Origin of the sequence: Streptomyces sp. S.PNR 29, from assembly GCF_030386795.1 — a bacterium.
Lineage (GTDB): Bacteria > Actinomycetota > Actinomycetes > Streptomycetales > Streptomycetaceae > Streptomyces.
The window spans coordinates 69,284-88,718 of record NZ_JANUQM010000018.1 but is presented as its reverse complement, the minus strand read 5'-3'; the positions used below and the strand labels follow the sequence as shown (position 1 = coordinate 88,718).

Genomic DNA, 19,435 nt, shown 5'->3' with positions numbered 1-19,435 from the left:
TTACCCCTCGGCACGGGCCACGGGCGGATCACCGTCGTCCGTGTCACGGCGGTCGGCCTGTCCGGGCTCCGGGTCCTCCCGGCCCTCCGGGGCCGCCCGGTCCTCCGGGACCACCGGCTCCGCCGGGCCCTCCCGGTCGACGCTGACCTGCGGCGGAGCACCGTCCTCCACCTGGCTGCGGTTGCGCTTCCAGGCATCCACGGCCCGTCTCACCAGGTCCACCACTTCGACCAGGAGGACGGTGGTCTCCAGCACCGTGACGACGATCTCCAGGTCGACGCCCATCGGCGTCCCGGTCTCGTCGGCGTCCGTCCGGGGCCGCTCATGGATCTGCAACTTGCCGGCACGGACCAGTTCGTCGAGCGGCTTCTCCCGCTCCAGCCACTTGTGCAGGGCCCCGACATCGCTTTCGGTGGCGCCGTCCAGCCGCACGCGGACGCTACGGGCTGCCACTCCATCCCCCTCAGCCATAACTCACCATCATGGCATCGCACTTGCGCACTGGGGAGGGTTCGGGAGCTCCTGCGGTAGCGCTTTCTCGTTCGCGCGCCGGGTCGGGTCACACGCCGAGGCCGGCCAGGCGCCGCTGGACGTCGTCCAGGGCTCCCGCCCGCCGGCCCGGCACCCTCCCCCGCAACTCGGCGAGCGAAGCCCCGAGTTCACGGACCCGTGCCGTGTCGTGGATCTGGCTCCACTGGTGGTGGGCCCGGTCGGCCGCCGCCTCCACGGCGGGCGTGTCCGGGGCCTGCCCGGCGTTCAGCCGGGTGGTGGCCACCGCCAGCCACGTACGGCAGCTGCGCACCGGGTCCCCCGCGAACATCGCCAGGTCCGCCCGGACCTCCGTCCAGTGCAGCGCCTCCTCCGACGCGGGCCCGTGCGCCCGTACGGCGGCCTGCTCGTGCCGCGCGGCGAGCGCGTCGGCGTCGGCGTGCCGGCCGGACTGCACGGCCGCGGTGATCGCGGCGTGCGGGTCACCGGTGACGGGACCCGGCGCGGTCAGCACGAGGTCCGTTCCCCCGCTCTCCGGGGCGATCCGCCCGAGCGCCTGCTGATGCAGCTGCTCCAGCGGCGGCCGGTGCCCGCTGCGCAGGATCGTGGCGACGGCCTTCATGTACGACGGCGTCGCCACGGTCCGCCGGGCGGGCGGCGGCGCGACGCGACCGTAGACGGCGTTGTTCCGCCCCGAGTCCAGCGGGTGGGAGCGCAGCCACTCCCAGGTCTCCGCGTCCGCGTGCAGGTCGAGGAGGAGTGTCGTCGCACCCGTCGGCCGCAGCCGCAGCTCCTCCCGGACCCAGTGCCAGGGCAGGGCGGTGTAACGGACCGTCGCCGGTGTGGTGCGGGCCAGCGCCAGGTGCGGCAGCCGCTGGCGTCTGTCCAGCTGGAGCTGGCCGGTCACGTACACGGTGAGCGGACCGGGGGCCGCGGCCGCCGCCCGCAGCCGGGTCAGCACGGCCTGCGGCTCCAGCGGGTCGGCGAGCTCGACGACGTTCGCGGTGTCGGTACCGGCCAGGACGGCGGGCGGCACGGCCGCGAGCACGGGGAGCACGGATGCCGCGTCCACCAGACCCCCCTTGCCCACAGGCGCGGCCGCCAGCAGCAGCACGGTTCCGGGCATGGTGCCCTCCCCCCGACATACACGATCACTTACGGCAGCACGGTAACGGCTGCGGCTGCAAAGGGGGGCGCCGGGCTGCAACCACGGTGCCGCGAACCCGCCTCCGCCGACTTGCCACGGGCGGCCCCCAGGTGTGCCCTGGTAGGCAGGGGCGGAGAGAGAGGAGTGCTCTCATGGCTCATGCGGCACCCACACCGGCCGAGGTGAGCGCGAGGGCCGGGCGGGCCCCCGCGCCCGACGTCTTCAGCGAGCGGGTCCACACGGCCGCGAAGTGGGCGACGCCCGTCCTGCTGGGGCTCGTCTACGGCTACTGGGCCGCGGCGAACCGACGTGACGGCGGGCCCATCACCGGCTGGAACGTCCTGTTCGGCTTCCTGTGCGCGCTCGCGTTCGCGGTGCTGTACGTCGCCGTACGGGCGGTGGCCCCGCGTCTGAAGCGTGAGCTGCGCGCGCTGCTCTGGTTCGCCTTCACCGGCTGCGCGTTCGGCTTCCTGTTCAGCCAGGCAGGCCGGACCGTGGCGTGGTCCACCGTGGTGGCGCTGGTGGTCGCCGCGGGCTTCTTCGTGGTGCTGTTCTACCGCTACTACACGCACGAGGACGCGGAGGGCCACCGCATCGCATGACGCCGTCGACGGGCGGGGTCGCCCGTTCGGCTGGACGAGTGAGCCGGTTCCGGAAGGGGTGCCAGGTGCTCGATCTCGCCGCCCGCTGGCTGCCGCTCGCGGCCGTCGCCTTCGCCGTCGCGGTGATCACCGTCGCCGTCTGCCGTCGCCGCGCGGTCACGGCCACCGGTCTCGGCACGGCCCTGGGCGGCGCGCTGCTCGTCGCGGCCGTGGCGGTCGGCCGCCGGCTCATCGTCACCGGGGTGCCCGCCGGCCCCCACCGCCCCGCGGCGGTCGCCGTCTACGACGCCCACACCGCCACCCTCCGCACCGCTTCCTGGATCCTGGTCGCCCTCGGCCTGTCGGTCTGCCTGGCCTCCTGGCTCACCGGCCGGTACGGGCCCCTCCCACGACGCCGGCGAGCACCCGCTCCGGAACAACCTTCCGCCCCCGCCCCACGTCTTTGAGGGATGATTCGGGCATCCCATCCACGAGGGAAAGGGCCGGGGGTGTGGACACTGCGGCTGCCGGGGTGCCGGTGACCGGTGACGTGCCGGGACGTCGGGGCGGGCGACGGCTCGGGCCGGGGTGCGCCGGGCTGCTGTTCGCGGCGGTGAGCGTGGTCCTCGGATTCCGGGTCGCGGACAGTGACGGCATCACGCCCGTGCCGCAACTGCTCGCCTTCCTGCCGTGGCTGCTGCTGCCCACCGGCGTGGGGCTGCTGCTCACGCTGCTCGCCCGCTGGTGGGCCGGGGCGGTGTGGGGGATCGCCGTGCTCGGGCTGCTGGCATGGTTCATCGAGCCGTACGGGAAGGCGGGCGAGCCCTCGGGGAGCCCGGTCGCCGAGATGCGGGTGCTCACCTCGAACGTCGAGTTCGGGCAGGGCACCGGGGCGCTGATCGCCGCGGTGCGGCACGAGAAACCGGACATCGTGTTCGTACAGGAGTGCGAGTACAGCTGTGACGCGGCGCTGAAGCGCGCCCTCGCGGACACCTACCCCCATCGCCGGGCCGTCGAGGGCGGCGGCTCGGAGGGCTCCGTCATCCTCAGCCGCTTCCCGCTGCGGGGCACCGCCGGGGTGCCCGGCACCATGGGCATGCCCGGAGCCACCGCCGACGTCCGCGGACACACCGTACGGCTCCAGCTCGCCCACCCCATGCCGCCGCTCCCCGGCCAGACCGGGCTCTGGCGCGCGGAACTCGGCGCGCTGCGCGCCTACGCCGCCGGCGACACGACGACCCCCACCGTCCTCGCCGGCGACTTCAACGCCTCCCAGGACCACTCCGCCTTCCGCCGCATCCTCGACACCGGCCTGCGGGACGCCGCCCGCCTGACCGGCGCCGACCGCACCGCCACCTGGCCGTCCCGGACCGCGCCGTCCTTCGGCGCCCAGATCGACCACGTCCTGGTCTCGGAGGACTTCTCCGCCCGCAGCGCCCGCTTCCTCGACCTCGCCGACACCGACCACCGCGCCCTGGTCGTCGACCTCACGCTCCACCGGCGGGCATGACGGCGGGGGCGCCCGCAGCCGGGTAGGGCCACGGGCGCCCCCGAGCCGACCGGCGGCCGGCCGGCATCAGGCGCCGATGTCGCGCCCGTCCTCGCGCCACACCGCGACGACCGCCGGGCGGACGTAGGTGCCGGGACCGTCGGGCCAGGTGCTGGCCGGCTTCTCCACGGACGCGCCGTCGACCTCGCCCGGGTGCTGTACGGCGACGAGCACGCGCCGGTCCTGGATGATCGGTCCGCAGGTCTCCGCGCCCTTCGGCACGGTCAGGAACTGCTTCAGCTCACCGCGCCGCTCCCCGCGCGTGGCGACCCCGAAGAGGCCGTCGTGCGACCCGAGCTGGGCGCCGTCGGTGGAGATCCACAGGTTGCCGTACGGGTCGAAGGCCACGTTGTCCGGGCAGGAGATGGGGCTGACCCTGTCCTTCGGGAAGCCCGCGAAGTAGGTGGCCGGGTCGTCGGGGTCACCGGCGACCAGGAACAGCGACCAGGCGAACTTCGTGCTCTCCGGCCGGTTCCAGCGCTCGGTCAGCTCCAGGACGTGCCCGTGCTTGTTGGCATTGCGCGGGTTGGCCTCGTCCGCCTTGGCGTTCGTTCCGACACCGCGGTTGGTGTTGTTGGTGAGGGCGATGTACACCTTGCCGGTGACCGGGCTCGGCTCGATGTCCTCCGGCCGGTCCATCTTCGTGGCGCCCACCTTGTCACCGGCGAGCCGCGTGAAGACGAACACCTCCTCGGCGGTCATGCCCTCGACGTGCGAGACGGCACCCTCGGCCGTGGCGGTGGCCAGCGGGATCCACTCGCCGCTGCCGTCGAACTCCCCGTCGGACGGGAGCTTGCCGGTGCCGTCTATCTCGATGGCCGGGGAGTCGCCGGTGAGCTTGGCGACGTACAGGGTCCCCTCGTCGAGCAGCGACAGATTGTGCTCCCGCACGGCCCGCGAGGAACCCTTCCTCATCCGCTTGCTGCTGACGAACTTGTAGAAGTAGTCGAACCGCTCGTCGTCGCCGGAGTAGACGACGGGACGGCCGTCGGCGGTGAGCCGGATGTTGGCGGCCTCGTGCTTGAAGCGGCCCAGGGCGGTGTGCTTGCGGGGCGTCGAGGCCGGGTCGTACGGATCGAACTCGACGACGTACCCGAACCGGTGCGGCTCGTTCGGCTCCTGGGCGACGTCGAACCGCTTGTCGAACCGTTCCCACTTGCGCTCGGTGGCCCCGGTCCCGATCCCGTACCGCTTGTCGGTCGCCCGCCCGCTGTTGGCGAAGTACTGGTTGAAGTTCTCCTCGCCGTGCAGGGTCGTGCCCCAGGGGGTCGTGCCGCCGGAGCAGTTGTTGAGCGTGCCGAGCACCTTCGTACCGGTCGGGTCGGCGGAGGTCTTCAGGAGGTCCGACCCGGCGGCGGGCCCGGTGAGCCGGAACTCGGTGGTGGCGGTGACCCGCCGGTTGAGGTGGTGCCGGGGCACGGCGGTCAGCTTGCCGGTACGGCGGTCCTCCTCGACGACGACGGCGGACAGCCCGTGCGCGGCCCAGGCGATCTCCACCTGCTCGCGGGTCGGGTCGGCGGCGTCGTAGCCGCGGAACATGAGCACTTCGTCGGTGTACTCGTGGTTGGCGACGAGGAGCTGCCGGCCGCGCTCACCCGGCAGCGGCAGCAGCGCGAGGAAGTCGCAGTTGTACCCGAACTGCCCGGCCTGCGCCTTGGCGGTCTGCTTCTCCGGGTCGAAGGCGGGCGCGCCCCGCAGGATGGGCTCGCCCCAGCGGATGACGACGTTCTGCCGGTACCCCTCGGGCACCGTGACGGCGTCGGTGGTGTTGGGCGCGACGGGAGTGAACCGCAGCCCGCGCGCGCCGCGCTGTGGGCCGGAGGCCGTCGGGGTGGCGTGCGCCTGCGGGGCACCCGCGACGCCGGCGGCCCCGGCACCCGCGGCGGCAACCGTCACCGCGGCGGCGGCGCGCATCATCGAGCGGCGGCTGAGGGCGCCGGCGATGACGTCGCCGACGTACTCGTTGGAGCTGGTGTTGGGCACCTCGTGGAAGCAGGCGTCACCACACCGGAAGCGACAGGTCATGGCGGACCGGCCGCCGGGGTGGGATCCGGACGGCGTTCCGATCAACGGCAGCAGCTTGCGCACTTTGCTCTCCCCTGGGATGCCCTTGGTGTCAGCGTGACCGTAGGGGCGCATACGTGCGGGAGTCGGGCGGCCGGGTGAACAGCGGGTGAACCCCCGGCAGCCGGAAGGAAGTTGGAGGCGTCCGGGGCGAGGGCGCACAGAGAGACGGGATGCGGCCCTTGACGACGGCGGGCTTCCGTGGCAGACCCTGCACAAGATCACAAGCCGGGGCAGCTAACCTTACGTGTCCGTCCTGGCCAGGGATTGACGGGCTTCACCTCAGCGAAGGGTTGCGCACATGGGCATTCTCACTCTCCTGCGGAACGCGTTCGGCCGGTCACGCAAAGCACGGGCCGCCGAAGCGGAGGATGCGACGACTTCGCAGGAGACGCCGGCGGCACAGCCCCCGGCTCCTGCCCCCGAGCCGACCCTTCCGTCCCCGTCCCCGTCCCCGTCCGCCGACCCGAAGCCCCACGTCCCCGAACCCCGCAGCGAACACGAACTCGTCTCCGCCGCCTTCAACAACGTGACAGTCCCGAGGCCGGGACAGCCGGACGAGCGGGAGACGCAGGCCGAACAGCGGCCAGCGGCGGACGAGAAGCCGACGGAGGCGGAGACGCCTACGGCCACGGAAACCCCGGCGGCCGCTGAGGAGACGGTGGCGGCCGAGGAGACACCGACGGCCACGGAAGCGCCGGCGGGCGCTGAGGAGCCGACGGCCGCCGAGACCCCGGCGACCGCTGAGGAGCCGACGGCCACCGAGACCCCGGCGGCCGCTGAGGAGACGGTGGCGGAGCCTGAGCCGGAAACGGTGGCGGAGCCGGAGACGCAGCCGGCGCCGGAGCCCCAGGCCGAGACGGAAGCGGCCCCGGAGCCGAAGGCGGAGCCCGAAGCGCGGGCCGAGACCGAGCCGGACACCGAGCCGACGCCGGCGGCCGAGCCGGTTGCGGCGGCTGAGCCGGAGCAGTCCGAAGACACCGCCACGGCCGAGCCGGAACCGGAGGACAAGGCTGCCCCCGAGGCCGAAGCGGAGCCGACCACCACCCCCGAACCCGCAGCCGCCGACGGCGAGGCCGCCCCACAGGGGCCACCCGCACCCGACGACGAAAACGCCACGGGTGGTGCGGGCGGGAACGACACCCCGACCGCAACCACCCCCGAGCCCGCACCGGCCGACGACGCACAAGCCCCGCAGGCCCCCGCCCCCGACGACGAGAGCGCCACGGACGCCGCCGGTGGGACCACCCCGGCCGAAGGCGAAGCCGAGGCCGGCAAGCCCGCCGTCCCCGCCGCGCGCCTCCGCTCCCGCGCCCCCGGCCTCACCACCGCCTACAAGGCCGCGGCCACCACCCTCAAGAAGAAGAACCTCACCGGCGCCCGCGCCAAGGTCTACCTCGTCCTCGACCGCTCCGCCTCCATGCGCCCGTACTACAAGGACGGCTCAGCCCAGGCCCTCGGCGAGCAGACCCTCGCCCTCGCCGCCCACCTCGACCCCGAGGCCACGGTCCACGTCGTCTTCTTCTCCACGGAAGTGGACGGCACCGGCGAGCTCACCCTCACCGACCACGAGAACAAGATCGACACCCTCCACAACTCCTTCGGCCGCATGGGCCGTACCAGCTACCACGCGGCCGTGGAAGCCGTACTCACGCACCACGGCCAGTCCGCCGACCCCAAGTCCCCCGCCCTCGTCGTCTTCCAGACGGACGGCGCCCCCGACGCCAAGACCCCCGCCACCCAGTCCCTCACGGACGCGGCGAAGAAGCACCCCCAGGTCTTCTTCTCCTTCGTGGCGTTCGGCGACCCGGAGAACAAGGCCTTCGACTACCTCCGCAAGCTGAAGACCGACAACACGTCCTTCTTCCACGCGGGCCCCACCCCCCGCGAGCTCACGGACGCCGAGCTCTACGAGGGCGTGCTGGCCGACTGGCGCCCGTAGCACCCACACCCACCAGCGCCGCCCCTTCCCACCCGGAAAACGGGAAGCGGGCGGCGCACCCACGTCAGCTACGATTTCAAAGTTCGTAAACGACACAGACGACCCCGAAAATCGACTGTCGTCACCCCACGTAGCGACTTGGGAGCAGCCCGCGATGGCTCGACGCCTCATCACCAGCGCCCTTCCGTACATCAACGGGATCAAGCACCTGGGCAACATGGTGGGGTCCATGCTCCCGGCGGACGTGTACTCCCGGTACCTCCGACAGCGCGGTCACGAGGTCCTCTACATCTGCGCGACGGACGAACACGGCACCCCCGCGGAACTCGCCGCGAAGGAGCAGGGCATCCCGGTCGACGAGTTCTGCGCGCAGGCACACGACGCCCAGAAGGCCATCTACGACGGCTTCAACCTGGCCTTCGACTACTTCGGCCGCAGCTCATCCCCGCAGAACCACGAGATCACCCAGGAGATCGCCCGCGAGCTGAAGGCGAACGGCTTCATCGAGGAGCGATCGATCCGCCAGGTGTACTCCAACGCCGACGGCCGTTTCCTGCCCGACCGCTACATCATCGGCACCTGCCCGCACTGCGGCTACGACAAGGCCCGCGGCGACCAGTGCGAGAACTGCACCCGCGTCCTGGACCCGACGGACCTGATCGACGCCCGCTCGGCGATCAGCGGCAGCAGCGACCTGGAGATCCGCGAGACCAAGCACCTGTTCCTGCTCCAGTCGGCGCTGGCAGGCGAGGTCGAGGCCTGGGTGGACGAGCGCGCCGACAACTGGCCGGTCCTCGCCTCCTCCATCGCCCGCAAGTGGCTCACGGAAGGCCTGCACGACCGCGCCATCACCCGCGACCTTGACTGGGGCGTCCCGGTCCCGGCCGACACCTGGCCGGACCTGGCGGCCGAGGGCAAGGTCTTCTACGTCTGGTTCGACGCCCCGATCGAGTACATCGGCGCGACCAAGGAGTGGGCGGACCAGGACCCGCAGAACCGTGACTGGCGCTCGTGGTGGTGGGAGTCGGACGCGGACGTCCACTACACGCAGTTCATGGGCAAGGACAACGTCCCCTTCCACAGCGTGATGTTCCCGGCGACCCTGCTGGGCACCCGCGCGCCGTGGAAGAAGGTCGACGTCATCAAGGCCTTCAACTGGCTGAACTACTACGGCGGCAAGTTCTCCACCTCGCAGCGCCGCGGCGTCTTCACCCATGACGCGCTGGAGATCCTGCCCGCCGACTACTGGCGCTACTTCATGATGGCCAACGCCCCCGAGTCGGACGACGCGTCCTTCACCTGGGAGCACTTCACGGCCACGGTCAACAAGGACCTCGCGGACACCCTCGGCAACTTCGTCAACCGTGTCCTGTCCTTCTCCCGCAAGCGCTTCGGCGACGCCGTCCCCGAGGGCGGCGAACCGGGCGAGGCGGAGGCCAGGCTCGGCGAGGACATCGCGCGCCTGCTCGCGGAGTACGAAGGCCACATGGAGGCCATCCAGTTCCGCAAGGCGGCGGCAGCCCTGCGCGCCCTGTGGTCGGCGGGAAACTCCTACCTGGAGGAGAAGGCCCCCTGGCTGGAGATCAAGACCAGCAAGGACGGTGCCGCCCTCACCCTCCGCACGGCGATGAACCTGATCCACCTCTACGCGGTGGTCTCCGAGCCGTTCATCCCGACGACGGCGGCGGCGATGCGCGCGGCGTTCGACCTGACGGACGACAAGGCGACGTGGGTGACTCCCGAGGAGGCGCGCACCCTGGCCTCGGTCCCGGCGGGCACCCCCTTCACGGTCCCCCCGGTTCTCTTCGCGAAGCTCACCGACGAGGACCTGGCCGGTTACAAGGACCGCTTCGGCGGCGAGTCGGAGTAACCCGCTTCACCTGCGGCGCGGACGGCTGGACAGCCCGGAGTCCCCTCCCCTTATGGTTCCCCTGCGGAGGGCGGGGGCCCTCCGAGGGAGGGGACCACCACACATGGGCAGATCTGCCCTGCCACGCCGCCGTGCCGTGGCCGCCGCGTTCGTCACCACCTCGCTCGTCCTGACCGGCGCCGCCGCGCTCCCGGCCACACCGGCCGTCGCGGCGACCGCGCTGCCGCCGTGGACCAGCCCGGTGACGCTGACCAGCGAGAAGACCGACGTCCAAGAGGTCGTCGTCACCCCGGACGGCACCGCCGTGGCCGTCTGGAACCAGCTCACCGCCACCGACTACACGCGCTATCTCTACGCCGCGACGCGCCCGTCCGGCAGTGACACGTGGAGCGCCCCGGTGCTGCTGGCCACCACGCCCACCGAGGACAGCGAGGTACGGGTCGTGGCGCGGGCGGACGGGTCGGTCACCGCACTGTGGACCGAGCACCCGAACCAGCCCTCGCCCTTCTCCGGCACGAACGAGACGCGTGTCGTCGCCTCGGTTCTGCCCGCCGGGCAGGCGTCGGCCTGGTCGGAGCCCGTCGAGGTCGTCGGCGTGGCACAGAAGCTGGACATCACACAGCTCGACCTCGCCGAGGGACCCGGCGGCCTCCTCGGCGCCACCTGGCGGGCCCGCCCGCTGGCCTCCCGGACCGGTGAGGCGTACGCCACCACCCTTTCCGGGGACGGCGGTTGGGCCACCCCGGTCAAGGTCAGCAACGCCGCCGCGTACGGCGGGGACGCGCTCAGCCCGCAGATCGCGTTCGACGCGCACGGCGGCACCGTCGTGGCGTACCGGATGGTCGACGGCAACAGCACGGTGATGACCACCGCGAAGCCCGCCGGCGCGGACGCCTGGCAGACCCCGGCGAAGCTCACCCAGCCCACCCCGGGCACGGGCGCGCCGACCCTGGCCTCGGGCCCGTACGGCACCGTCCACCTGGTGTGGGAGGACCCGAGCGGCAACCTCCAGACCGTTCGCCGCAACGACGCGGCCTCCGACTGGAGCACCCCGCAGACCGCCGCGACCGGGGTCGACGACCCGTCCGAGCCGCCGGAGCCGCTGATCGGCCCGGACGGTGACATCACTCTGGTCTGGGTCGACTGGACCACCAACTCCAGCGTCCGCACCACCACCTTCGACGAGTCGACGGGGGCGTGGTCGGCGCCGCAGACCCTGTCCACGGCCTACGTCCCCGAGCAGTACGACGTGTCGATCGCTCGGGACGGCTCGGTCCACGCCCTGTGGACGCAGTCCACCGCCGACCAGCAGAGCCGCCGCCTCATGGAGGCCACGCTGACCGACGGCTCCTGGTCCGCCGCCCGCCAGGTCGGGAACGTCCAGGAGGCGGTGCACGGCGAGATCGCGGCGAGCTCGGCAGGCGCCGCCACGGCCGTGTGGAGCAGGACATGGTCCGACAACAGCACCCGGCTGGAAGCCTCCCGCACCGCCTGGCCCGCGCTCAAGGTCATCTCCCAGTCGGTACCGGCGTCCGCGAACCTGAAAGGCTCGACGAACACGAGCGCCGTGTGGCAGCCGACGTGGACGACGAACACCGCCGTCTCGTCGTGGACGCTCACCCTCACCGACCCGGCGGGCCGGACCCTGCGCACCCTCACCGGCGCCCCGGGCGGCACCAGCATCGCCCCCTCCTGGAACGGCCGTACGTCTTCGGGCGCCTTCGCCCCGAACGGCCGGCTGACCTGGACCCTGAAGGCCGTGCACGCCGGCACCGGTGCGACCTCCACGCTCGCGACCGGTCAGCTGACCGTGACCGGCGGAGCCGCCGTCGTCCGCGACTTCGGCAGCGCCGCAGGCTCCCCCGACGGCATCGGCGACCTGCTCACCCTCAACTCCTCGGGCACGCTCACCTTCCAGTACGGCGAGATACCGAACGGCGACTTCTACGGCAAGAAGTCCGGCTCCGGCTGGTCGACCAGCATCAAGGCGGTACCGTTCGGCGACCTGAGCGGCGACCGCTGCAACGACCTGCTCATCCGCGTGGGCGACGCCCTCCGCCGGTACACGCCGGGCTGCGGTGCCGCGCCGACCACCTCGACGGCGTACAAGACCATCTCGTCGACCGGCTGGAAGCAGTACGACGTGCTGACCTCGCCCGGCGACGTGACCAAGGACGGCCGACCGGACCTGATCGCCCGCAACGCGTCGACCGGCGCGGTCTACCTCTACAAGGGCACCAGCACGGGCACGCTGTCCGCCCGCGTGAAGCTGTACGACAACTGGAAGACGTACAAGAAGGTCGTCGGCGTCGGCGACCTGAACGGCGACGGCATCGGCGACCTGATCGCCCAGGACACCGCGAACAACCTGTACCGCTACCTCGGCACCGGCTCCGGCACCTTCAAGTCCCGGGTGAAGCTGTTCGGTTCGTGGGGCGGCTCGTACAACGCCGTAGTCGGTGTCGGCGACCTCACCGGGGACGGCAAGGCGGACATCGTGTCCCGCGACAGTGCCGGGTACCTGTACCGCAACAACGGTGACGGCAAGGGCTCCTTCGGCGCCCGCACCAGGATCAGCGCCGGTTACGGCGGCTACAAGGGTCTGTTCTGAAGCATTCCGGAGGGGATTCGTCCATGGCACTGTTCGGCAACGCCCACACCGTCGATCCGGCCCAGGCCCAGCAGGACTACGCACGCCTGCTCGGCCACGGCGAGCAGGTGCACGCCGCGTACCTGCTGATCCGCGACACCATCCTGTTCACCGACCGCCGTCTCATCCTGGTCGACAAGCAGGGCATCACCGGCAAGAAGGTGGAGTACCACTCCATCCCGTATCGCAGCATCACCCATTTCGCCGTCGAAACCGCGGGCACCTTCGACCTCGACGCCGAACTGAAGATCTGGCTCTCCGGCAACGCGACCCCGATCCAGAAGACCTTCACCAAGGGCGTCGACATCTACGAGGTCCAGGCGATCCTGACGCAGTTCGTGGCCAAGTAGACCAGCCGCCCAGGCCCGGGGCACCGTCAACGTGCCCCGGGCCTGCGACTTCCCTGAACGTTTCGCCGCCGCTCGAACGAGTGAACACCGCGGATCCACCGGGCAGACGGGCCCTTGATCGGCGACCGTTCCCCCATGGTCACATCAGCCCATGAAGGCATGCACCGGATCTTCCAGGAGCGGCCTGAAATCCTTTCCCCGCTCTTCGGGGTGCTGGGCATCGCGTTCCCCGAGAAGGCGGCCGTCTACGCCATCGGCACCGACGTGACGGAGACCAGGCCAATGGCCCGCCACGTCGACACCGTGCTGCGCATCGGCCCGTCCGACGGGGACGACTTCCTGCTCGCCGTGGAGGCGCAGGAGAGGAGAGACGCGAAGAAGGAGTCGAGCTGGCCGTATTACATCGCCTACCTCCAGGCGAAGTACGGCTTGCCTGTGCTGCTGCTCGTCGTCTGCCGCGACCGGGCCACGACCAAATGGGCGACCGGCCCCTTCGCCTGCGGCACGCGCGGCTGGACCGCCCAGAGGACGTACCCCCTGGTCGTCGGACCGGACAACCTCCCGGTGATCACCGACGTGAGAACCGCCGCGGAGAAACCCGCGATGGCCGCGTTCGCGGCCCTGGCGCACGCCAACGGCCCCGACATCGACGCCATACTGGACGCACTGGGCCGTGCCCTGTCGAGCATGGACTGGAACGCCGCCGCCTACTTCTCTCAATTCCTGGACTCGTCGCTGGGGAACACCCCCGCCGGAGACAAATGGAGGGACATCTTGACGTTCGTCAACTACTTCCCTGGCCGGGGCACGGTGCTGGAGAAGGCCTACCGCGAGGGCGAGACCAAGGGCGTGGCTATAGGGGAAGCCAAGGGACTTGCCAAGGGTGAAGCCATGGGACTTGCCAAGGGTGAAGCCATGGGACTTGCCAAGGGTGAAGCCATGGGACTTGCCAAGGGCGAAGCCAAGGGGATCCTGCGCGTCCTGGAAGTACGCGGTCTGCCCGTCTCCGACGAGGTCCGCGAGCGCATCACCACCTGCACCGACCTCGACCGCCTCAATGACTGGCTCGACCGCGCGGGTACGGTCACCCAGGCGGAGCACCTGTTCACGGAGGAGCCGGAGGCACCCAGGGCCGTGTCCGACGGGGGCCCTGCATGAGGCCGCATGTCCTGATCAGTCAGCGCGTAGCCGGTGCCCGCGGCGTAGTCCGCGCAGGTCAGCTTCTTGCCGGCGTCGTCGGTGTTGGCGTCGACCGTGCCCTTCACCTTGATGATCCTCGGAGTGGTGTCGGAGGCGGAGCCCAGCGCCTTCACCAGCTCCGCGCGGGTGCTGACGGTGAAGGTGTGCGCCGAGTCGGCGGCCGAGCCACCGGTCGTGCCCGAGCCGGAGGCCGCCCAGCCGTCCTTGGCGGGCAGCGCCTGGTGGTACAGGTCGGCAGCGGCGGTGACCGTACCGGCGTGCGTGTTCATCACCAGGGCGACGGTCCCGGCACCGGCCGCCACGACGACGACGAGGGTGCGGCGCCCCCGGAGGGAGCGGCGGTGGGAGGCAGAGGCCACGGAGAGTCCTTACGTGGCTCGGACGTGGGGGGTCGCTGGAACCCGGGTTCGTGCGGTTCGTGAACACGGGTCTGCGTGGAGCACCCGCTGAAGGCGCTTCCGCCTCACCAGTGGCCGCGCGGGTGCCAAAGGTTGCCGCCGCACCCGCGGCCGGAGGGCCTCCGCACGCCCCGCCCGTGATAATCGGCCCATGACCACCCTCCGCATCCGGGCGGCCACATGAACGACAGCGCCCTCCCCCGCCTCCTGCACGACGTCCTCACCGTCGGCGCCGCCTACCCCCTGGCCCTGACCGGCGACCTGGCCGTCCGGGCGCACGGCCTGGTCGACCGGCGGGCGCAGGACCTGGAGGTGGCGACCGAGGCCGCCGAGCCGATGGAGCGCATCGCGGCCACGGTCCGCTCCGGACTCACGGACCGCGGCTGGCTGGTACGTCCCCTGGAGACCGACCCGCTCTCCGCCCGCCTGATCGTCACCGACCCCGGCACGGGCGAGGAACAGACGCTGGACCTGCTGAAGGAGACCTTCTGGCACCCGCCGGTCACCACCGGCCTGGGCCTCGCCCTCTCCCTGGAGGACGTCGTCGGCATACGGGTCCGCGCCCTCGCCGACCGCGGCGCCGCCCGTGACCTCATCGACGTCCACGCCGCCGCCGACCGCTGGAGCCTGACCGAGCTGGAGGAACTCGGCCGCCGCCACGCCCACGACGCCCTCGACCTCGCCGACCTCCAGTCCCGCCTGGAGGGCACCGAATGGCTCGACGACCGTGCGTTCGCCGCGCACGGCCTCGACGAACGGGCCGTCACCTCCCTCCGGCAGTGGGCCCAGACCTGGGCGAACGACATCGCGGAGCGCCTGCTGGAGGACCAGGCTCTTGAGTCCCCGCCCGACGAGTGAGCCACCGCCCTTTGTCTTGCCGCTTTGTATTTCCGATCTGTCTTGCCGACCTGTCTTTGCCGACCTGTCTTGCCGCTCTGTCTTGCCGACCCGCTCTACGCCTCCCCGGTCGCCACCTTCCCCGTCACCGGGGCCGGTTCGCCGCCACCCGGCGATGTGCCTGAGTGCCGTCGGATGAAGGCGACTCCGGCCACGGCCAGGACGGACGCCGCGGAGAGCATGTACAGGCCGCCGTGCGTGCTGCCGGTGGTGTCCTTGAGGTAGCCGAAGACCGTGGGGGAGACGAAGCCGCCGAGGTTTCCGACGGAGTTGACGAGGGCCAGCCCGGCCGCCGCGATCTTCAGGTCGAGGCCGGACTGGGCCATCGGCCAGAACAGGGTGGCCGCGCACTTCGCGCCGACGCCCGCGAAGGTGATCGCCGCGAAACCGAACCAGGGGGAGCCCAGCGTGGCGAGGAAGGTGCCCACGGCCGACAGGACCAGGGCGACGGCCAGATAGGGCCGGCGGTCCGGGGCACGGTCGGTGAAGCGGCTCATCGAGTACATGGCGATGATGGAGCAGACCGGTGGAACGGCCGCCAGGAGACCGACCTGGAAGGACGACAGTCCGCCGATCTCCTCGATCAGGCTGGGCAGCCAGAAGGTGATCGCGTAACCGGTGAGGGTCATCGCGAAGAAGACGCCGATGAGCAGCGCGACCTGCGGGTGGACGAGAAGCCTGAGCCGCGAGGCCTGGGGGCCCGGCTGCGCTCCTCCTGGTCCTGGGAGACCGCGGCCCGCAGCGCCGTCTTCTCCTCGGCCGTGAGCCACTTCGCGTCCTCGATCCGGGAGACGAGGAAGAAGCCGGCGACGATGCCGACCACGACCGAGAACGTCCCTTCGAGTGCGAACATCCAGCGCCAGCCGGCGATCCCGCCGATGCCGTGCAGCTCCAGCAGGGCGCCGGTGATCGGTCCGGTCACGACGGCCGCGCCGTCCGAGCCGCCGAGGAAGATGGCGCCGGCCCGGCCGCGGGAGGAGTCGGGCAGCCACTGGGTGAAGTAGAGCATCACGCCGGGGAAGAAGCCCGCCTCCGCGACGCCGAGGAGGAAGCGCAGCACGTAGAACATCCACACGCTGTGGATGAAGCACATCGCCACGATCACCAGTCCCCAGGTGATCATGATGCGGGTCAGCCAGACACGGGCACCGAGGCGCTCCAGCACCATGTTGCTCGGGATCTCGAACAAGGCGTACCCGATGAAGAACAGGCCCGCTCCGAGCCCGTAGGCGGTGGCGCCGACGCCGACGCCGGCCCGCAGTTCGTCCTGGATGAAGCCGACGTTCGTGCGGTCCATCTGTTCCGGGTCAACGGGTTGTACAGAAGTCCATGTATATGAATAAGAGACGGACGCGTGGTCACACGTCCGCCCCTTTACGTCCCTACCCGAGCCGGTGTGGGCGGCCCCTACTCCGTGCCGGTGTGGGTCGCCTCCGGGTCCACACCGACGGTGATGGTGCCGACGACACCCTCGGCGATGTCGTTCTCCTTGTACTTCAGCTTGAGCAGCCCGCCCTGGACGCCGCTCCCGTCGTAGATGGTGTCCTCGTCGAGCTTGGTGCGCTCGGTCGTCGACGTCGAGTACGGCTCGACCTCGGCGGAGGCGAGCACGGACTCCTCGTCGAAGAAGAACTGGCCGGTGTGGCAGGTGTTGCCGCCCTCGTAACCGGCGTCCGTCCACTCACCGTTGACGTGCACCTTGGTGTGGACGTGGACGCAGCGGCCCCGGTACCAGCCCGGGAAGATGGTCTTGAAGGTGACGAAGCCCTGCTTGTCGGTCCTCCAGGTGCCGCGCAGGTAGCGCTTGTCGTCGGTGGGCTCCTCGTGCACGCCGCCACCTCCGCCCGCGGGCGGAGAGCCGGTCGGCGTACCGGACGGCACATCGGTGGGCGCACCGCTGGGCGGCGTACCGCCTCCGCCTCCGCCGCCGGTCGACAGGGACTCGTACCCCGAGTACAGGCCCAGCGCGTCGCAGTGCCAGATGTCGACGGCCGCGTTGCGGACCGGCTCGCAGGTCTCCGAGTCGATCACCTTGATGCGGAGGGTGAGCGGGATGCCCTCCCTGTCCTCGGTGATGTCCTGGCGGATCTTGTCGGCGTCGATGTAGTACGGGCCCTCGGTGGTCTCCGAGGTGAGCTTGTAGCAGGCATCCGCTCCGGTGGCCGTGCTGCTCGCCTTGGGCGTGGCGCCCTTGCCGCCGGTCTCCCCGGCGAAGGCGCCCGCCGTGAGCGTGCCGCCCACGCCCACCGCGGCGACCGTGCCCGCTCCCGCGACCACGACCTTACGGCGCGTCAGGTTCCGCCGGTGCTTGGGCCCTTGGGCCTGCTCGTTCTCCGTGTTCTCGTTTCCCGTGTTCTCGTTTCCCGTCATGGACGGGACGTTAGGTAAGAGGACTGTAAGGAAGCCCAGAAAGACCTGTGGGTTGCTGTGGACACACAAGTGGCCCGGAACCGACGCCGGTTCCGGGCCACTCACGCTGCTCGGGCCTGTCAGGCCCTGGCCTACTTGGGCTGCGGCTTGCGCACCGACAGGTGCAGCTCCTTCAGCCGGGCCTCGTCCAGCTCCGTCGGCGCGCCCATCATCAGGTCCTGGGCGTTGCCGTTGAGCGGGAAGGCGATGGTCTCGCGGATGTTCGGCTCGTCGGCCAGCAGCATGACGATGCGGTCGACACCCGGCGCGATACCGCCGTGCGGCGGGGCGCCGAAGCGGAAGGCGCGCAGCATGCCGGCGAACTCCCGCTCGGTGGTCTCCCGGTCGTAACCGGCGATCTCGAAGGCCTTGAGCATGATGTCCGGCTCGTGGTTCCGGATCGCGCCGGAGGACAGCTCGACGCCGTTGCAGACGATGTCGTACTGCCAGGCCAGGATGTCCAGCGGGTCCTGGGTCTCCAGGGCCTCCAGGCCGCCCTGCGGCATGGAGAACGGGTTGTGGGAGAAGTCGATCCGGCCGGTCTCCTCGTCCTTCTCGTACATCGGGAAGTCGACGATCCAGCAGAAGCGGAAGACGTCCTCCTCGAAGTGCCCGGCACGCTTGGCGGCCTCGACCCGCACCGCGCCCATGATCTTCGAGACCTCGTCGAACTCGCCCGCGCCGAAGAAGACGGCGTGGCCCGCCGACAGCGACAGGCGCTTGGTCAGCTCGGCGACGTTCTCCTCGGTGAGGAACTTGGCGATCGGGCCGGACAGCGAGCCGTCCTCGGCGACGCGCACCCAGGCCAGGCCCTTGGCGCCCTGGGAGACGGCGTAGTCACCCAGCTGGTCGAAGAACTTGCGCGGCTGGTCCTGCACCGCCGGCACCGGCAGCGCCCGCACGTGCTTGCCGGCGAACGCCTTGAACTCCGAGCCCTCGAAGATGTCGGTGATGTCGACGAGCTCCAGCTTGGCGCGCAGGTCCGGCTTGTCGGAGCCGTACTTCAGCATCGCCTCGCGGAACGGGATCCGGGGGAACGGCGAGGTGACGTGACGGCCGTTGCCGAACTCCTCGAACAGCTCGGTCATCAGCTTCTCGACCGGCTGGAAGACGTCCTCCTGCTCGACGAAGGACATCTCGACGTCGAGCTGGTAGAACTCGCCCGGCGAACGGTCCGCGCGGGCGTCCTCGTCGCGGAAGCAGGGCGCGATCTGGAAGTAGCGGTCGAAGCCGGAGATCATCAGCAGCTGCTTGAACTGCTGCGGGGCCTGCGGCAGGGCGTAGAACCGGCCCGGGTGCAGACGCGAGGGCACGACGAAGTCGCGGGCGCCCTCCGGGGAGGTCGCCGTCAGGATCGGGGTCGCCAGCTCGTTGAAGCCCAGCGCCGTCATCTTCTGGCGGATCGCCGAGATCACCGCCGTACGCAGCATGATGTTGCGGTGCATGCGCTCGCGGCGCAGGTCCAGGAAGCGGTACTCCAGGCGCCGTTCCTCGTTGACCCCGTCCTCGGTGTTGATGGTGAAGGGGAGCGGGGCGGCCGCGCCCAGCACCTCGACCTCGGAGACCTCGATCTCGATCTCGCCGGTCGGCAGCTCGGGGTTGATGTTCTCGGCGCCACGGGAGACGACCTGGCCGTCGACGCGGACGACGGTCTCCTTGGAGAGCTTGTCCAGCGCCTCGTACGCCGGCGTGCCCGGGCGGGCGACGAGCTGCGTGATGCCGTAGTGGTCGCGCAGATCGATGAAGAGGATGCCGCCCAGGTCACGCCGATTGTGCAGCCAGCCACTCAGCCGGACGTCGGTGCCGACGTCAGAGGCGCGGAGCTCGCCGCAGGTATGGGACCTGTACCGATGCATCGTCGTTCATCCAGTCTTCGCGGATCGGGGCCT

15 protein-coding genes and 2 pseudogenes are annotated in these 19,435 nt (G+C 70.9%); 9 read left to right on the top strand and 8 right to left on the bottom strand.

All coding sequences use genetic code 11. The features are described from left to right. Both NW895_RS36575 and NW895_RS36570 read right to left on the bottom strand, forming a co-directional pair. Window positions 1–453 carry a hypothetical protein gene (locus NW895_RS36575; RefSeq protein ID WP_289941195.1) on the bottom strand — a complete coding sequence of 151 codons (453 nt, stop codon included), beginning with the start codon at window positions 451–453 and terminating at the stop codon, window positions 1–3. 106 nt (window positions 454–559) lie between these two features. Then, window positions 560–1,615 carry a hypothetical protein gene (locus NW895_RS36570; RefSeq protein WP_289941194.1) on the bottom strand — a complete coding sequence of 352 codons (1,056 nt, stop codon included), beginning with the start codon at window positions 1,613–1,615 and terminating at the stop codon, window positions 560–562. Window positions 1,616–1,788: 173 nt separating this feature from the next. On the opposite strand from NW895_RS36570, the gene NW895_RS36565 reads away from it, so the two are divergent. The 3 genes and pseudogenes from NW895_RS36565 (at window position 1,789) to NW895_RS36555 (ending at window position 3,727) form a co-directional block, all read left to right on the top strand. Then, window positions 1,789–2,238, top strand: coding sequence for a hypothetical protein (locus NW895_RS36565; protein ID WP_289941193.1), 450 nt, complete (start codon window positions 1,789–1,791; stop codon window positions 2,236–2,238). Between the two features lie 38 nt (window positions 2,239–2,276). Beyond that, window positions 2,277–2,684, top strand: a pseudogene (locus tag NW895_RS36560) (hypothetical protein); the annotation flags it as partial. A 44-nt stretch (window positions 2,685–2,728) separates the two neighbouring features. Further along, window positions 2,729–3,727: an endonuclease/exonuclease/phosphatase family protein gene (locus NW895_RS36555; RefSeq protein WP_289941192.1), complete on the top strand. Its 999-nt coding sequence runs from the start codon at window positions 2,729–2,731 to the stop codon at window positions 3,725–3,727. 66 nt (window positions 3,728–3,793) lie between these two features. On the opposite strand, the gene NW895_RS36550 is transcribed toward NW895_RS36555, so the two are convergent. Further along, window positions 3,794–5,854 carry a PhoX family protein gene (locus NW895_RS36550; protein ID WP_289941191.1) on the bottom strand — a complete coding sequence of 687 codons (2,061 nt, stop codon included), beginning with the start codon at window positions 5,852–5,854 and terminating at the stop codon, window positions 3,794–3,796. 277 nt (window positions 5,855–6,131) lie between these two features. On the opposite strand from NW895_RS36550, the gene NW895_RS36545 reads away from it, so the two are divergent. From NW895_RS36545 to NW895_RS36525, 5 genes are all read left to right on the top strand, one after another. Then, window positions 6,132–7,772, top strand: coding sequence for a VWA domain-containing protein (locus NW895_RS36545; protein WP_289941190.1), 1,641 nt, complete (start codon window positions 6,132–6,134; stop codon window positions 7,770–7,772). 154 nt (window positions 7,773–7,926) lie between these two features. Continuing rightward, a complete protein-coding gene (metG, locus tag NW895_RS36540; protein WP_289941189.1) occupies window positions 7,927–9,642 on the top strand; it encodes a methionine--tRNA ligase in 1,716 nt (571 codons plus the stop codon). Window positions 9,643–9,745: 103 nt separating this feature from the next. Beyond that, a complete protein-coding gene (locus NW895_RS36535) occupies window positions 9,746–12,253 on the top strand; it encodes a VCBS repeat-containing protein (protein WP_289941188.1) in 2,508 nt (835 codons plus the stop codon). 23 nt (window positions 12,254–12,276) lie between these two features. Beyond that, on the top strand, window positions 12,277–12,642 hold the full coding sequence (locus tag NW895_RS36530) for a PH domain-containing protein (RefSeq protein WP_289941187.1): 366 nt from the start codon (window positions 12,277–12,279) through the stop codon (window positions 12,640–12,642). A 135-nt stretch (window positions 12,643–12,777) separates the two neighbouring features. Beyond that, entirely contained in the window at window positions 12,778–13,800 is a 1,023-nt protein-coding gene (locus NW895_RS36525; RefSeq protein ID WP_289941186.1) for a hypothetical protein, read from the top strand. A 20-nt stretch (window positions 13,801–13,820) separates the two neighbouring features. Here NW895_RS36525 and NW895_RS36520 read toward each other — a convergent pair. Then, window positions 13,821–14,201, bottom strand: a pseudogene (locus tag NW895_RS36520) (pectate lyase); the annotation flags it as partial. A gap of 219 nt (window positions 14,202–14,420) precedes the next feature. Between NW895_RS36520 and NW895_RS36515 the strand changes: the two are divergent. Continuing rightward, complete coding sequence (locus NW895_RS36515) at window positions 14,421–15,098, top strand: hypothetical protein (protein ID WP_289941185.1); 678 nt, start codon at window positions 14,421–14,423, stop codon at window positions 15,096–15,098. Window positions 15,099–15,193: 95 nt separating this feature from the next. On the opposite strand, the gene NW895_RS36510 is transcribed toward NW895_RS36515, so the two are convergent. From NW895_RS36510 to aspS, 4 genes are all read right to left on the bottom strand, one after another. Continuing rightward, entirely contained in the window at window positions 15,194–15,784 is a 591-nt protein-coding gene (locus tag NW895_RS36510) for an MFS transporter (protein WP_354670154.1), read from the bottom strand. Continuing rightward, window positions 15,763–16,434, bottom strand: coding sequence for an MFS transporter (locus NW895_RS36505; protein ID WP_289941183.1), 672 nt, complete (start codon window positions 16,432–16,434; stop codon window positions 15,763–15,765). Before NW895_RS36505 ends, NW895_RS36510 begins: the two co-directional genes overlap by 22 nt. 110 nt (window positions 16,435–16,544) lie before the next feature. Beyond that, entirely contained in the window at window positions 16,545–17,507 is a 963-nt protein-coding gene (locus tag NW895_RS36500; protein WP_289941182.1) for an intradiol ring-cleavage dioxygenase, read from the bottom strand. 131 nt (window positions 17,508–17,638) lie between these two features. Next, window positions 17,639–19,402 carry an aspartate--tRNA ligase gene (gene aspS / locus NW895_RS36495; RefSeq protein WP_289941181.1) on the bottom strand — a complete coding sequence of 588 codons (1,764 nt, stop codon included), beginning with the start codon at window positions 19,400–19,402 and terminating at the stop codon, window positions 17,639–17,641. Between the last annotated feature and the right edge of the window lie 33 nt (window positions 19,403–19,435).